We start from the raw sequence: 15,488 nt of genomic DNA, 5'->3' as shown, positions 1-15,488 counted from the left end.
GCGGTTAGTCTTACACCATGCCGAGCGCTGCCATGTACAGATCGAGGATGGCATCCTCTTCCTGGCGCTCGGCCTGATCCTTCTTGCGCAGCCGGATGATGGTGCGTATCGCCTTGGTGTCGAACCCCGTGCCCTTGGCCTCGGCGAACACTTCCTTGATGTCGTCTGCGATCGTCTTCTTTTCTTCCTCGAGCCGCTCGATGCGTTCGATGAGGGCACGCAGCTGGCCGGCGGCAACAGTCTGGCTGGTCTCGGTGATATCGTCGGCCATGTTTTTCTCCAAAATTGGTTCTGGGCCGCGACTCGGCGAAAGACGGCGGCAAATTTGAGCCGGTTCGATGCCCGACCGGCGGCGGCGGGTCAAGCTGTTATCGAACAAGGCATGAGGGCTGCCGACAGAAGCCGACAGCCTGCCCGCTCTTTGCCGGGTCTTAAGCGAAGGCGATCAGCAGATCCTTGGCATCGATCTGGTCGCCGGTCTTGACCAGCACCTCGGCGACGGTGCCGTCGCGCTCGGCATGCAGGGCCGTTTCCATCTTCATCGCTTCGATGGAGAGCAGCACGTCACCGGCCTTCACCGCCTGGCCGGTGGCGACCGAAAGGGCGGAAACCACGCCCGGCATCGGCGCGCCGACATGCGCCTCGTTGCCGGGCTCGGCCTTGCGGCGCGCCTTGGCGGCGGAGGCGCCATGCGCCCGGTCCGGCACCTTCACGCGCCGCGGCTGGCCGTTGAGCTCGAAGAACACGGTGACCATGCCCTTGTCGTCGACATCGCCGATGGCGAGGCAACGCACGACAAGCGTCTTGCCCTTCTCGATGTCGATGAAGATCTCGTCTTCCGACTTCATGCCGTAGAAATAGGTCGGCGTCGGCAGGACGCTGACCGGCCCGTAGGTCTCCTGCGCGCCGGCGAAGTCGGTGAACACCTTCGGATACATCAGCCAGGAGGCGAATTCGTATTCCGAGAGCTTGCGCTCGAGCTTCTCCTCGATCTCCTTGCGGCTGGCCTCGAGATCGGCGGGCTTGAGCAGCGAGCCAGGCCGCGCCGTGATCGGCTTGTCGCCCTTCAGCGCCTTCTTCTGCAGCGCTGCAGGCCAGCCGCCGGGCGACTGGCCGAGATCGCCGCGCAGCATCGAGACGACCGAGTCCGGGAAGGCGATATCCCTGGCCGGGTTCTCGACATCGGCGACGGTCAAGTCCTGGCTCACCATCATCAACGCCATGTCGCCGACGACCTTGGATGACGGCGTCACCTTGACGATGTCGCCGAACATCAGATTGACGTCGTGATAGGTCTGCGCCACCTCGTGCCAGCGCGTTTCCAGCCCGAGCGAGCGAGCCTGTTCCTTGAGGTTGGTGAACTGTCCGCCCGGCATTTCATGCAGATAGACTTCCGAGGCCGGCCCCTTGAGATCGCTTTCGAAGGCGGCGTACTGGTTGCGCACCGCTTCCCAGTAGAACGAGATCTTGCGGATCCATTGCGGATCGAGGCCGGGGTCGCGCTCGGTGCCCTTCAGCGCCTCGACGATCGAACCCAGGCAAGGCTGCGACGTGTTGCCGGAGAAGGCATCCATCGCAGCGTCGATGGCGTCGACGCCGCTCTCCACCGCCGCCAGCACGGTCGCCGCCGACAGGCCCGACGTGTCGTGGGTATGGAAATGGATCGGCAGGTCGGTCGCCTCGCGCAGCGCCTTGAACAGCACGCGGGCCGCCGCCGGCTTCAACAGGCCCGCCATGTCCTTGACGGCGATGATGTGGGCGCCGGCGGCCTGCAGTTCGCCGGCCAGGCCGACATAGTATTTCAGGTCGTACTTGGCCCGCGCCGGATCGAGAATGTCGCCGGTATAGCACATCGCCGCCTCGCACAGCTTGCCCTCGGCGCCGACCGCGTCCATGGCGACGCGCATGTTCTCGACCCAGTTCAGGCAGTCGAAGACGCGGAACAGGTCGATACCGCCGCTCGCCGCCTGCTTGACGAAATGCTGCACGACATTGTCGGGATAATTGGTGTAGCCGACGCCGTTGGCGCCGCGCAGCAGCATTTGCAGCAGCAGGTTGGGGGCCGCCTCGCGCACCAGCGACAGCCGCTCCCAAGGATCCTCGGTGAGAAAGCGCATGGCGACGTCGAAGGTCGCGCCGCCCCAGCATTCGAGCGACAGAAGCTGCGGCAGGGCGCGCGCATAGGTGCCGGCAATATTGGCAATGTCATGCGTGCGCATGCGTGTCGCCAGCAGCGACTGGTGGCCGTCGCGCATGGTGGTATCGGTGACCAGAACTTCCTTCTGCTCGCGCATCCAGCCGGCGAATTTCTCCGGACCGAGCACGTCCAGCTTCTGCTTGCTGCCGCCCGGCACATTGCCGTTGAGATAGGGGACGACCGGTGCTGCCGCATCGGCCTTCGGCATCGGCCGGCCGCGCGTCTCGGGATGGCCGTTGACGCTGACATCGGCCAGGTAGTTGAGCAGCTTGGTTGCGCGGTCCTGGCGCTTGACCTGCTGGAACAGCTCCGGCGTCGTGTCGATGAACTTGGTCGTATAGGAGTTGTCGGCGAAGCTCGGGTGGTTGATGATCGCTTCGAGGAAGGTGAGGTTGGTGGCGACGCCGCGGATGCGGAATTCGCGCAGCGCCCGGTTCATGCGGGCAATCGTCTCGGCCGGCGTCGGCGCCCAGGCCGTCACCTTCTCCAGCAGCGGATCGTAGAAGCGGGTGATGACGGCGCCGGAATAGGCGGTTCCGCCATCCAGCCGGATGCCGAAGCCGGTGGCGCCGCGATAGGCGGTGATGCGGCCATAGTCCGGGATGAAATTGTGCTCGGGATCTTCGGTGGTGATGCGGCACTGCAAGGCATGGCCGTTCAGCCTGATGTCCTTCTGCGCCGGCACGCCCGATTGCGGTGTGCCGATGGCGAAACCGTCGAGGATGTGGATCTGCGCCTTGACGATGTCGATGCCGGTCACCTGCTCGGTGACGGTATGCTCGACCTGGATGCGCGGGTTGACCTCGATGAAATAGAATTTCCCGGTATCGGCATCCTGCAGGAACTCGACCGTGCCGGCGCCGATATAGCTGGTCTCGCGCGCGATCTTCAGCGCGTAGCCGCAAAGCTCCTCGCGCTGCGCCATTTCGAGATAGGGCGCGGGTGCCCGCTCGACGACCTTCTGGTTGCGGCGCTGGATCGAGCAGTCGCGCTCGAACAGGTGCACGGCATTGCCATGCGTGTCGCCAAGCACCTGCACCTCGACGTGGCGCGCGCGCTCGATCAGCTTTTCGAGATAGACCTCGTCCTTGCCGAAAGCGGCCTTCGCCTCGCGCTTGCCTTCCGTGACCTCGCGGGCGAGATCGGCCTCGGAACGGATGGCACGCATGCCGCGCCCGCCGCCGCCCCAGGAGGCCTTCAGCATCACCGGATAGCCGATCTCCTTGGCCAGTTTCTTGACCGCCTCCATATCGTCCGGCAACGGATCGGTGGCGGGAATGACAGGCACGCCGACTTCGATGGCGAGATTGCGCGCCGCGACCTTGTTGCCGAGACGGCGCATCGTGTCCGGCTTCGGTCCGATGAAGGTGATGCCCGCTTGCGCGCAGGCTTCGGCGAATTCGGGGCTTTCGGACAGAAGCCCGTAGCCGGGATGGATGGCATCGGCGCCCGAGAGCCTGGCGACGCGGATCACCTCCTCGATCGACAGATAGCTCTCGATCGGCCCCATATCCTTGATGAGATGCGGACCGCGCCCGACCTGGTAGCTCTCGTCGGCCTTGAAGCGGTGCAGCGAATATTTGTCTTCCTCGGCCCAGATCGCCACGGTTTTGAGGCCCAGTTCATTGGCCGCGCGAAAGACGCGGATGGCGATTTCTGACCGGTTGGCGACGAGGATCTTCGTGATGGCCAAGGACTGGGCTCCAGCAGCGGAAGGGACGGGAAATCGGTGCAATGATTAGCGTGAAAATGCTGCAGTGCAAACAAAATCAGCGCCGGTTTAAACCGATTTAAATCAATTATCCGGCCAACACTCGCACGCCTTAGCCCCAACGGACGGAACAATGGCGACAATTTCGATCCTGGATGCGATCTCTCCGCCTGAGGGGAGCCGGCAAGAAAGATCATCGGCCGACCGAACGCGCCAAAAGAAAATGCCCGGCGCGTTGCGCCGGGCATCTTGGATTTCAGACCTGTCAGAGCAGCTTATTTCGGGAACCAGGAATACTTGCCGTCGTCCTTCTTCTTCCACTCGTACATGATGTAGCCCGGCAGCTTCGGATCGCCCTTGGCGTCATAGGCAAGATCGCCCAGAACGGTCGGGAACGGGCCGTTTTCATGCATCGCCTTGGCAACGGCCTGCGGGTCGTTCGTCTTGGCGGCAGCAGCCGCCTCGGCGACCACCTGCACGGCGGCGTAGGCGTAGAGCGTGTAGGCTTCCGGCTCGAAGCCCTGCGCACGGAACTTCTCGACGAGTTCCTTGTTGGCCGGGATCAGGCGCGGATCGGGTCCGAACGTGTTGAGCGTGCCGGCGACGGCGTCGCCCGCGATCGCCGCGAGTTCGTCCGTCACGATGCCGTCACCCGACATCATCGGTGCCTTGAGGCCCTGGTCCGCCGACTGGCGGATGATCAGGCCGGCTTCGGTGTGCAGGCCGCCCCAATAGATCAGGGTGACGCCGGCTTCCTTCATCTTGGCGATGAGCGCCGAGAAGTCCTTGTCGCCGACATTGACGCCTTCATACATCACTTCCTTGACGCCGGCGGCGTTCATCGCCTTCTTGGTTTCATCGGCGAGGCCCTGGCCATAAGGGGTCTTGTCGTGCACGACGGCGACCTTGGCATCCTTGAAGTTCGCGGCGATATAGGCGCCGGCGATGCTGCCCTGCTGATCGTCGCGTCCGCAGGTGCGGAACACGTTCCACAGACCGCGCTCGGTGAACTTCGGGTTGGTCGCGGCCGGGGTGATTTCGACGATGTTGTTTTCGGCGTAGACTTCCGAGGCCGGGATCGAGACGCCCGAGTTGAAGTGGCCGATCACGAACTTGACGCCGTCGCCGACGAACTTGTTGGCAACCGATATGCCTTGCTTCGGGTCGGAGACGTCGTCGCCGACTTCAAGCTTGATCTGCTCGCCGTTGATGCCGCCCTTGGCATTGATCGCAGCGACCGCCGCCTCTGCGCCCTTCTGCAGCTGTGCGCCGAAGGCCGCGTTCGGACCGGTGATCGGACCGGCAACGCCGAACATTACATCAGCCCACGCGTTGCCGCCGAACGCGACAAGCGCGGTCAGGGCGACGGCGGACAAAAGTGACTTTTTCATTTAAACGCTCCCATTAACGGAGTGGGCGTGGATGAAGCTTTCATGCGATGCCCACCCTTATCGCAGAAAGCATAGTTTGCCGATTTTCAGGCACTTGTCACGCCGATTCATCCCTGACCCGGCGTTAATGATGAACCTCAACCTTTCGGTTTCCAGCTCAAGATTGAAGCTCTTTCGTAGAGCCAATTATACTGTGTGACCATCTGGTTGGTTCGTGTGTATTGATAGCCGACGAAGCCCAATATCATCAGCACGATGGTGTCGACGATATAGTACTGCAGCGAGAACATCGTGCCGTCGAACAGCGCATGATGGATGAAGCGGATGCCGATGCCGAGACCCAGCAGATAGGCGAAAAGCTGGATGAAGGAGCGCCATGTCTGGGCGCTGGCCTTGCCGGTCATCCAGGCCGCCCAGCCGCCGAGCAGGCAAGTGACGAAGAAGAACTGCCAGATCGAGGGTTCCTCATAGAGAATGCCCTGCATGATGAAGTCTCCCTAGCACGATCCCGAAAAGTTGCAGACTTTTCGGACAAGGATCATGCGACAAACAAACAAGTTGGAGCGGGATACCGGATGCACATTCCGCTCCAAACTCAGTGATGTCCGCCTTCGAGATAGGCGGCGCGCACTTCCGGATTGGCGAGCAGTTCCTTGCCGGTGCCGCTCATCGTCACATTGCCGTTGACCATGACGTAGCCGCGCGTGGCGAGCTTCAACGCGCCGAACGCGTTCTGCTCGACCAGGAACACGGTCAGTCCTTGCGTGCGGTTCAGCTCGCGGATGGCATCGAAGATCTGCTTGACGATCAGCGGCGCCAGGCCCAGCGACGGCTCGTCGAGCAGAAGCAGCTTCGGCCGCGCCATCAGCGCGCGTCCGATCGACAGCATCTGCTGCTCGCCGCCCGACAGCGTGCCGCCGCGCTGCGCGATGCGCTCCTTGAGCCGCGGGAACAGCGTGAACACCTTCTCGACGTCCTCGTCATAGTGTTTGAGGTTGTCGAGGCTGGCGCCCATCTGCAGGTTTTCCATCACCGTCATGCGCGGAAAGATGCGCCGGCCTTCGGGTGACTGGGCGATGCGCATGCGCGCGATTTCGTGCGTCGGCAACTGGGTGATGTCGGTACCGGCGAAGGTGATGGTCCCTGTGCGGGCGCGCGGAGCGCCGAAAATGGTCATCATCAGCGTCGATTTGCCGGCGCCGTTGGCGCCGATCAGCGCCACGATCTCGCCCTCCTTGACGGTGACATCGACGCCGTTCAGCGCCCGGATGTTGCCGTAGTAGGTCTCCACGCCCTTGATATCGAGCAGCGTTGTCCCGGCCATTATTTGCCCCCTCCACGCTTGCCCGACACAGGCTTGGCCGCACCGGTGGTCTTTGCGGAAGCATGGCTGGTCGCCACCTTGCCGGCGTCGACGCGGCGCGAGAATTCCGTGCCCTTGCCCCGACCGAGCAGCTTGGCCTGCTTGACCCATTCCTCGCGCGCAATGCGCCCGTCAAAGGCGAGATAGGCTTCGGCAGCCTCGACATCGGCCTTCTTCCAGGCGCCGATCTGGTCGAAGTGGAAGATGCCGTGCTCGTTGAGCTTCTTCTCGTTGACCGTGCCGATACCCTTGATGCGGGTCAGGTTGTCGGCCTTGCCGCCACGAGGGGCGGCGAGGCGGTTCGAAATGCCTTCGGCTTTTGCCGCGGGCACCTTGGCGGCCGTCTTCTTCGGTGCTGCTTTCGCCGCCGGCTTGGTCGGCGCGGCCGGTTTTGCGAGGGGTTTGCTCACCACGGTTGCCGCGCGGGCATCAACCTGTGCCGCCTTCGAGGCGCCTTTCGACACCGTGACGCGCTCGCCATCGCTGTGTCCGACAGTGTCGGTCACAGGTCCGGCCAGGTATGATGACGACGTACCCGGGCCATGCGCCGCATCCGGCCCAATGTCGAGCTGCTCGATGACGTCCTCGTCGCCGACCTCGGTCAGCACGGTCTCGACCTCCTCGTCGTCGACGCCGAGATAGGCGGCGATGACGCGCGGATCGGTGCGCACCGATTGCGGATTGCCGTCGGAGATCTTGCGGCCGTATTCCAGCACGACGACATGGTCGGAAATCTGCATGACCACCGACATGTCGTGCTCGATCAGCAGGATCGAGGTGCCGGTGTTGTGCTTGATGTCCATCAAGAGCTCGTTGAGCGCCGCCGATTCCTTCGGGTTGAGGCCGGCCGCCGGCTCGTCGAGACACAGAAGTTCCGGACCCGTGCACATGGCACGCGCGATCTCGAGGCGCCGCTGCGCGCCATAGGGCAGATCGCCGGCCGGATCATCGGCGCGATCGACGAGATCGGCCTTCTCCAGCCAATGCCTGGCCAGCTCCATCGACTCGGCTGACGCCTTGCGGTAACCGCTGAAGCCGAACAGGCCAAGCACCGTATAGCCCGATGCCTTCATCAGCTTGTTGTGCTGGGCAACCAGAAGGTTCTCCAACAACGTCATGCCCGAGAACAGCCGGATGTTCTGGAAGGTGCGCGCCACCTTGGCGCGCGCCGGGATCTCATGGTTGGGCAGCCGCTCCAGCAGATAGGTCGAGCCGTCGGCCCGGTTGAGCGTGATCATGCCTTCGGACGGCTTGTAGAAGCCGGTGATGCAGTTGAACACGGTGGTCTTGCCGGCGCCGTTAGGCCCGATCAGCGCCGTGATCTCGCCGCGCCTGGCGGTGAAGGAGAGGTCGCCGATGGCGACCAGGCCGCCGAATTTCATCGACAGATGGTCGACCTGCAGGATGGCGTCGTTCATTTGCGTGGTCGCGTTCATCAGCCGTGGCCCTCCTTGGTGAAGGAGCTTGAGACAGCCCTTCGCTCCTTGAGGAAGGCGGTCGGTTCGCGACTGCCGACGAAGCCGCGCGGCTTCCACAGCATGACGATGACCATGGCCATGCCGAACAGAAGCATGCGGTAGAGTTCGGGGGTGAAGTCCGGCCCGAAGATCTGCTTGAGGAAGTCGAGTTCGCGCAGCGCCTCGGTGCCGCCGATCATCACCATCGCGGCAACCGCGATGCCGACCAGCGAGCCCATGCCGCCGAGAACGACGATGGCAAGGATGATGGCCGATTCCAGGAAAACGAAGGATTCCGGGCTGACGAAGCCTTGCCGCGCGGCGAAGAACGAGCCGGCGAAGCCACCGAACATGGCACCGGTTGCGAAGGCAGTCAGCTTGGTGGTGGTGGTGTTGATGCCGAGCGAGCGGCAGGCGATCTCGTCCTCACGCAAGGCTTCCCAGGCGCGGCCGACCGGCAGACGGCGCAGCCTGATGGTGACGAAGGCGGTAAGCAGGCACAGGCCCAGGATCAGATAGTAGAGGAAGATCTTGTAGTAGGCGCTCGAGGTCGCAATGTGCAGAACCTTGGCAATGTAGTTGGGGTCCGACACGTTGAAGGTCATCAGGCCGAAGAAGGAAACCTTGGGAATGCCGGAGATACCGGCCGACCCGTTGGTGACCTCGCGCCAGTTGATCAGCACCAGGCGGATGATCTCGCCGAAGGCGAGCGTCACGATCGCCAGATAATCGCCGCGCAGGCGCAGCACGGGGAAGCCGAGCAGCACCCCCCACAGAGCGGCCATGCAGCCCGCTGCCGGCAGCAGGATCCAGAACGACAGGCCGTATTGCGTGGCAAGAAGCGCATAGGCATAGGCGCCAAGTGCATAGAAGGCGACGTAGCCGAGATCGAGCAGGCCGGCGAGGCCAACGACGATGTTCAGCCCCCAGGCCAGCATCACATAGATCAGGATCTGGATGCCGAAATTGTCGACCCATTTCAGCGAGCCCTGCAGCCCTCCAGCAATCGACCAGGCGTTCAGCGACAGCACCGCGACCACGAGGATCGGGTATAGCACCAGCGCTGTGATGCCCAATTTGGTGAAGTTGGCATGGATGAAGGCGCGGAAGTAGTAGATCACGCAAGCCAGCACATAGATGACCGCCAGGGCGCGCAGGAATTGCAGATAGCCGGCAGGTTCCGCTCCCACCCATCCGGCGAGGGAGCCATTGAAGACGAACAGCAGCACCATCGCGACGACAGCCACGATGAACGCCGGCAGCGTGAAGAACCGTGACCCCACGCTGGCCGGCAACAGACCGGTGGCGACGTTGGCGATCTTCTGGTTGGCCATGAAGGGCTGGCCATAGGCGACATAGAGGAAACGGCCGACGGCCGTGGCGATCACCACGGCGGCGAGCAGGCCCCAACGCTGAGTCAGGACCAGTTCATTGGACATGTTCTGACCGGTCTTCAGACCGATGAACAGCACGAACAGGCCAAGCGCGATGGCACCGGCATAAAACGCTTCCTTAAGCGCGCGTTGGGTGGGGGTGGCGACGCTGTCGCTCTCACGAGATACGGTCACGGCCATGATCTCAGACCTTTTCGACTTCTGGCCGGCCCAATATGCCGGAAGGCAGGAAGATCAGCACGATCGCCAGGATCGAGAACGCCGCGACGTCCTTGTAGTCGATCGAGAAATAGGCCGACCACATGCTCTCGATGAAGCCGATCAGCAGCCCGCCGAGCACGGCGCCCGGCAACGAGCCGATGCCGCCAAGCACCGCCGCGGTGAATGCCTTCACACCCGGCACGAAACCGTCGGAGAAGGCCACCACGCCATAATACATCAGGAACAGCGTGCCGGCGACGGCGGCAAGCGAGGCGCCCATGATGAAGGTGATGGAGATGGTGCGGTCGACGTCGATGCCCAGAAGGGCCGCCATCTTGCGGTCCTGTTCGCAGGCGCGTTGCGCCCGGCCAAGCGAGGTCTTGTTGACCAGGTACCAGAACACCACCAGGAGCAGCGCGGTGACGATGACGATGATGATCTGCTTCAGCGACACGCTGACGCCGTTGATGTTGTAGACCTGGCTGACCATCGGCGGGATCGGCTTGTTGCGCGGACCTTGCGTCACCTGGACGAAGTTCGACAGCGCGATCGACATGCCGATGGCGGTGATCAGCGGCGCCAGCCGGAACGAACCGCGCAGCGGCCGATAGGCCACCTTCTCGATCGTCCAGTTGTAGAGGCTGGTGAGCAGCATCGCCACGATCATCATGACCAGCAGCGCGATGACCACGGGCACCGAATAGAACAGCGCGCCGAGGATGAGGAAGACGATCAGCGCCGTGAAGGCGCCCACCATGAAGATGTCGCCATGGGCGAAGTTGATCATGCCGATGATGCCGTAGACCATCGTGTAGCCGATTGCGATCAGCCCATAGATCGATCCCAGCGTCAGCCCGTTGATAAGCTGCTGGACAAAATACTGCATGTGTACATGGCTCCCCTGGAATGTCGCCCATGCAGACGCATTCCTTTTCGTATTTCCCCTAGTCGTAAAGTTTCGAGCCCGGATTGCAACGTGATTTTTTTGACCGCCCCGCGTGTTTCCGATTCACGTCGTTCCGACCGCCCGTTTTCTGCACCCGACCCCTGGACTATCGCGGACCCTATCATTGGCATAACGCAATGTCTTTGACGATTCGGCCGTATCATGCACCCCGTTTCGAAGAAATCGCCGTCAAAATTAGGTGATATGAGGATTCGTTGCGTTACTGACAGGGTTCGTCTTTTCGTCACACTCCTTTCCGCAAGGTCAGGATTCTCCTCACTTGACCACGAAACCATGCGCGAACGGATCGCGGTCGTCGATGAAGATCGTGTTCAGTCCGGTCATCCGCGCCCAGCCGCCGATCGAGGGGATGATCGCCGGTCTGCCCGCCACGGTGACCTCCTTTTCGACCTTGCCCTTGAACAGCGAACCGATGATCGATTCATGCACGAAGGCATCGCCTGCCGTGAGCTTGCCCTTGGCATGGAGCTGCGCCATGCGCGCCGAGGTACCCGTGCCGCACGGTGAGCGGTCGATCGCCTTGTCGCCGTAGAACACGGCATTGCGGGCATCAGCCCCTTCCACCGTCGGCTTTCCGGTCCACAGCATGTGCGACAGCCTATTGATGCCGGGGTTCTCCGGATGCACGAAGGAATATTTCTCGTTGAGCCGTTGCCGCACCACCGGGCTCCAGGCGATGAGGTCGCCGGCGGAATAATCCGCCATGTCGCGGTAGTTCTTCTGCGGCTCGACGATGGCGTAGAAATTGCCGCCATAGGCGACATCGACGGTGATCTCGCCGAGCCCGGGACATTCGACCGTCAGACCTTCGGCATGGAGGAAAGACGGCACATTGGTGATGCGCACTTCCTCGACATATTCGCCGACCTGTTTGTATTCGGCGATGACGAGCCCGGCCGGCGTATCGAGCCTCAGCACACCCGGCGTCTTCGGCTTGATCAGCCCGTGTTCGATGGCCATCGTCACCGTGCCGATGGTGCCATGGCCACACATCGGCAGGCAGCCGGAGGTTTCGATGAACAGGATGGCGATGTCGCAATCCTCGCGCGTCGGCGGATAGAGGATCGAACCTGACATCACATCATGGCCGCGCGGCTCGAACATCAGCCCGGTGCGGATCCAGTCATACTCGGCAAGGAAATGCGCGCGCCGTTCCATCATCGTCGAGCCCTCGAGCAGCGGGCCGCCGCCGGCGACCAGCCGCACCGGATTGCCGCATGTGTGGCCGTCGATGCAGAAGAAGGATTTCTTGGCCATGTCGTTCCTCGAAAAATTCAAAACCGTTGTGGACTGAAGGGGGCAAGATCAACAGACGCAACCTGCCCCAGGATGATTTCCCGGATCAACCGTGCGGTCGCCGCGGCCTGGGTCAGGCCCAGATGGCCGTGGCCGAAAGCATAGACCACCGGCCGGCTTCCCGAGGCCTTGCCGATGACAGGCACCGAATCCGGCAGCGAGGGCCGGAACCCCATCCATTCGCGCCCGCCCGAGGGATTGAGCCCGGGCAGGAACTGCTGCGCCTTCTGCAGGAGCGCCTTCGATCTGTTGAAATTGGGCGGCCGCTCGATGCCGCCGAGCTCGACGGCGCCGCCGACGCGCAGGCCCGTCTCCAGCGGCGTGATGACGAAGCCATGGCCGGAGAAGATCAGCTGTCGCTTCACGTCAAAGGCACTCCTGGGCAGCGTCGTGTTGTAGCCGCGCTCGGTCTCCAGCGGAATGCGGTCGCCAAGCTGCCGCGCCAGAAGATGCGACCAGGCGCCGGCAGCGACGATAAGGTGCCTTGCCTGCCTGGTCGTGCCATCGGCCAACGTCAGTGTCGCGCCATCCTGGTCCGCCGCGACCCGATCGATCCCAGCCCTCTCGAAGCGGGCACCCTTGGCCTCGGCGTAAGCCCACACCGCCTTGCCGAGCAGCTTTGGATCGGCCACCGTCTTCCAGCCCGGCACGAAGGTGCCCTTGATGAAGCGCGGGGAGAGGCCTGACTGCAAACCCGCCAGGCCTTCGCCCTCGACATGGCGAAAGCCGATGCCGAAGCGCTCGCGCGCGGCCCAGCCGGACAGCGAGGCGCGGAACTCGGCTTCGCTCTCGTAGAGCTCCAGCGAGCCGTCCTCGCGCAGCATCGGCCGCGTGCCGGAGCGATCGAGCAGCCCGATCCATTCGGTTTCGGCGAGCTTCATCATGCCGGCCTGGGCGGCGAGGCTGGCTTCGTATTTCGCCGGCGCGCCGGCGCGCCAGAAGCGGATCAGCCAGGGCAGCAGCCGCGGCAGGTAGGCGGGCGGAATGCTGAGCGGGCCGAGCGGATCGGCCAGCCATTTCGGCAGGTGCTTGATCATGCCCTTGTGCGCCAGCGGCAGCACGTCTGAGAAGGCGAAGGCCGCCGCATTGCCGGAGCTCGTCTCCTCGCAGATGCCGGTGCGGTCGAAGATTGTTACGCTGCACCCCGCCTCGACAAGGAAGGCAGCGGCACAGATGCCGATGATGCCACCGCCGACAATGGCGATATCTTTCCCTTCTCCCCATTCACGGGGAGAAGGCGCCCCAACGGCGGAGCGCTGCTCCTGTTCCGCGGATTTGGAATTTTCTGGCACGTCGGTGCTGTCCGTTATTCGGCTGCCACCAGTCTGTCCGCCGATAGAGGAGACGTCTGGAGCGACGGCAGCTTCGGCCGCACCGCCAGCGCATCCCGTATGATCTTCTCGACTGCCTTGCGGCGCTCGCCCGACAGCGGCTGGCGCGGCATGCGCACGCGGTCATTGGTATCGATTGCCAGCACTTCGGCAAGCTTGATGTTCTGTACCAGATAGGTCGAGACGTCGAGGTCGAGCAGCGGCCGGAACCAGCGGTAGATGGCGAGCGCCTCCTCGCGGCGGCCCTGCTTCATCAGTTGGAAGATGGCGACGGTCTCGCGCGGGAAGGCGGTGACCAGGCCGGCTACCCAGCCGATGGCGCCGATCGACAGCGCCTCGAAGGCGAGATTGTCGACACCGGTGAACAGATCGTAGCGGTCGCCAAGCCGGTTGATGATCTCGGTCGAGCGCCTGATATCGTCGGAGGATTCCTTGATGGCGACGAAGCGCTTGTCCGACGCCAACTCCTCCATCTGGTCGACGGTGACGTCGACGCGATAGGCGAGCCGGTTGGAGTAGATCATGACCGGCAGGTCGCCGGCCTCGGCGACCGCGCGCAGCGCCGCGACGGTCTCTTCCGCATTGGTGTGGTAGATCGGGCTCGGCACCACCATCAGGCCATCGGCACCTTCGCTCGCGGCGCGCCTGGCAATAGCGGCGGCCTCCCGGGTGCCCGCCTCATTTACGGTCAGCAGCACCGGCTTCTTGCCGGCGACTTTCTGCGCGGTCTTCAGCACCTCGATCTTCTCGTCAGGCGACAGCATCGGCCCTTCGCCGAGCGAGCCGCAGACGATGATGCCGTCGCAACCGGCCTCCATCTGCAGGCCGAAGCAGCGCTCCATTTCGGCATGGTCGAGCCGGTCGTCGGCGGTGAATTTGGTCGTAACGGCGGGGAAAACTCCGGTCCACATAGTCGTGCCTCCATCTGATATATCAGCCGTATATCTGTCAAGAAACTCACTGTCAATGCGGAATCCGTTATGATATATCCAAAATATATCAGGAGATCGCCTTTGATATCCATGGAAGCAACCATGACGTCCGAGCCGGCGGCGGCCAGGGCCTACCGCGTGCTCGAGCATATGATCGTCACGCTGGAACTGGCGCCGTCGAGCTTTGTCACCGAAGGAGCGCTTATCGAGAAGCTGGACCTCGGCCGCACGCCGGTGCGCGAGGCGATCCAGCGGCTGGCCTGGGAAGGGCTGCTGGATGTCAGGCCACGCGCCGGCATCGCGATCGCGCCGCTGCATCCCGGCGACTGGCTGCGCGTGCTCGACGCCCGGCGCGGCGTCGAGGTGGTGCTGGCCCGCTCGGCCGCCCGCTTCGTCACCCGCGAGGCCGCCGACCTGTTTCACGAGGCGGCGCTGGCCATGCAGAAGGCGGTCATCTCGGGCAATGTGCTTGCCTTCATCCAGGCCGACAAGGCGCTGGACGAGGCGCTGGCGATGGCCGCTGACAACCGCTTCGCCGCGCGGCTGGCCGCGCCGCTGCAGACCCACAGCCGCCGCTTCTGGTTCCGCTACAAGGCGGATACGGGCCTGGCCGAGTCAGCCGAGCATCATGTCGCGCTGATCCGCTCGATCCTCGACGGCGACGAGGAGGCAGCCGCCAAGGATGCCAAGCGGCTGATGGCGCTGCTGCGCGGCCACGCCGAGGTCGCCGCGACGCGTTGAATGGGCGATCAGATTCCTTGCGCGGCGGCGATGGCGGTACTCTCCCATCCCTCACCGGTCGCGAAGATGCAGCTTCGGCCCTGCACGTCGGTCACCAGCATGGACCAGGTCCCGCTTGCCGAAACATAGATCTCGACAATGGCGGATTGCCCGACCACACCATAACCAAGCTGCTTTTGTTGAAAGGCCTGCGCCAGTCCCGCGACGAGGTCGTTGTGGCCGCCGCAGATAAATTGCGCCTGCGCCGATAGCGTCGACAGCGCCAGCGCGGCGCCAATCACGGCTATCCTGATCCATCGAAACGAAAATCTGTGTGCCATTTGGCACCTCCTTCGCCTTGACGTTCCGGCAAAGGGAGGCACATGGGGGCAGCCTCAACGCACCGGAACGCTCCAGGCCGGGTTCGACGTCTTCATCACGTCACTCCTTCTGGTTTCCGGTCTGTCGTCAGGGAACCTTATCATTCCCTGGAATCGATATGGTGAGGCCCCGATCTGAAAACAAGCA

At 63.2% G+C, this 15,488-nt stretch carries 13 protein-coding genes; 1 reads left to right on the top strand and 12 read right to left on the bottom strand.

Annotated elements, in window-relative coordinates; translation table 11 throughout:
- Positions 1 to 10 precede the first annotated feature (10 nt).
- The 11 genes from JG747_RS06085 to JG747_RS06035 all read right to left on the bottom strand — a co-directional run bounded on the left by JG747_RS06085 (position 11) and on the right by JG747_RS06035 (position 14,219).
- Positions 11 to 271, bottom strand: coding sequence for a DUF2312 domain-containing protein (locus JG747_RS06085; RefSeq protein ID WP_010912082.1), 261 nt, complete (start codon positions 269 to 271; stop codon positions 11 to 13).
- A gap of 160 nt (positions 272 to 431) precedes the next feature.
- On the bottom strand, positions 432 to 3,890 hold the full coding sequence (gene pyc, locus JG747_RS06080) for a pyruvate carboxylase (protein ID WP_019861790.1): 3,459 nt from the start codon (positions 3,888 to 3,890) through the stop codon (positions 432 to 434).
- A gap of 293 nt (positions 3,891 to 4,183) precedes the next feature.
- Positions 4,184 to 5,299 (bottom strand): branched-chain amino acid ABC transporter substrate-binding protein, encoded by a 1,116-nt coding sequence (locus JG747_RS06075; RefSeq protein ID WP_019861791.1) that lies wholly within the window; start codon positions 5,297 to 5,299, stop codon positions 4,184 to 4,186.
- A 137-nt stretch (positions 5,300 to 5,436) separates the two neighbouring features.
- Positions 5,437 to 5,784, bottom strand: a complete 348-nt coding sequence (locus JG747_RS06070; RefSeq protein WP_010912085.1) for a DUF6867 family protein — start codon at positions 5,782 to 5,784, stop codon at positions 5,437 to 5,439.
- Positions 5,785 to 5,894: 110 nt separating this feature from the next.
- Positions 5,895 to 6,623, bottom strand: a complete 729-nt coding sequence (locus JG747_RS06065; RefSeq protein ID WP_010912086.1) for an ABC transporter ATP-binding protein — start codon at positions 6,621 to 6,623, stop codon at positions 5,895 to 5,897.
- The gene (locus JG747_RS06060) at positions 6,623 to 8,098 is read right to left on the bottom strand and encodes an ATP-binding cassette domain-containing protein (RefSeq protein WP_244748341.1); all 1,476 of its coding nucleotides are present in this window, start codon (positions 8,096 to 8,098) and stop codon (positions 6,623 to 6,625) included. Before JG747_RS06060 ends, JG747_RS06065 begins: the two co-directional genes overlap by 1 nt.
- A complete protein-coding gene (gene livM / locus JG747_RS06055) occupies positions 8,098 to 9,693 on the bottom strand; it encodes a high-affinity branched-chain amino acid ABC transporter permease LivM (RefSeq protein WP_019861792.1) in 1,596 nt (531 codons plus the stop codon). The genes JG747_RS06060 and livM overlap by 1 nt, the downstream gene beginning before the upstream one ends.
- A gap of 4 nt (positions 9,694 to 9,697) precedes the next feature.
- Positions 9,698 to 10,600: a branched-chain amino acid ABC transporter permease gene (locus tag JG747_RS06050; protein WP_019861793.1), complete on the bottom strand. Its 903-nt coding sequence runs from the start codon at positions 10,598 to 10,600 to the stop codon at positions 9,698 to 9,700.
- A 336-nt stretch (positions 10,601 to 10,936) separates the two neighbouring features.
- On the bottom strand, positions 10,937 to 11,938 hold the full coding sequence (locus tag JG747_RS06045) for a 4-hydroxyproline epimerase (RefSeq protein ID WP_202361372.1): 1,002 nt from the start codon (positions 11,936 to 11,938) through the stop codon (positions 10,937 to 10,939).
- A gap of 17 nt (positions 11,939 to 11,955) precedes the next feature.
- Positions 11,956 to 13,269: an NAD(P)/FAD-dependent oxidoreductase gene (locus JG747_RS06040; protein WP_202361371.1), complete on the bottom strand. Its 1,314-nt coding sequence runs from the start codon at positions 13,267 to 13,269 to the stop codon at positions 11,956 to 11,958.
- A 14-nt stretch (positions 13,270 to 13,283) separates the two neighbouring features.
- Positions 13,284 to 14,219 (bottom strand): dihydrodipicolinate synthase family protein, encoded by a 936-nt coding sequence (locus JG747_RS06035; protein ID WP_019861796.1) that lies wholly within the window; start codon positions 14,217 to 14,219, stop codon positions 13,284 to 13,286.
- Between the two features lie 69 nt (positions 14,220 to 14,288).
- Here JG747_RS06035 and JG747_RS06030 point away from each other — a divergent pair, with 69 nt between their 5' ends.
- Entirely contained in the window at positions 14,289 to 14,981 is a 693-nt protein-coding gene (locus JG747_RS06030; RefSeq protein WP_064981273.1) for a GntR family transcriptional regulator, read from the top strand.
- Between the two features lie 8 nt (positions 14,982 to 14,989).
- Here JG747_RS06030 and JG747_RS06025 read toward each other — a convergent pair whose 3' ends face one another.
- The gene (locus JG747_RS06025) at positions 14,990 to 15,262 is read right to left on the bottom strand and encodes a hypothetical protein (protein WP_019861798.1); all 273 of its coding nucleotides are present in this window, start codon (positions 15,260 to 15,262) and stop codon (positions 14,990 to 14,992) included.
- Positions 15,263 to 15,488 lie beyond the last annotated feature (226 nt).

The sequence above is a fragment of the Mesorhizobium sp. 131-3-5 genome (assembly GCF_016756575.1).
Lineage (GTDB): Bacteria > Pseudomonadota > Alphaproteobacteria > Rhizobiales > Rhizobiaceae > Mesorhizobium > Mesorhizobium jarvisii.
The sequence above is the reverse complement of the archived record's forward strand: the minus strand, read 5'-3'. Positions and strand labels throughout refer to the sequence as shown.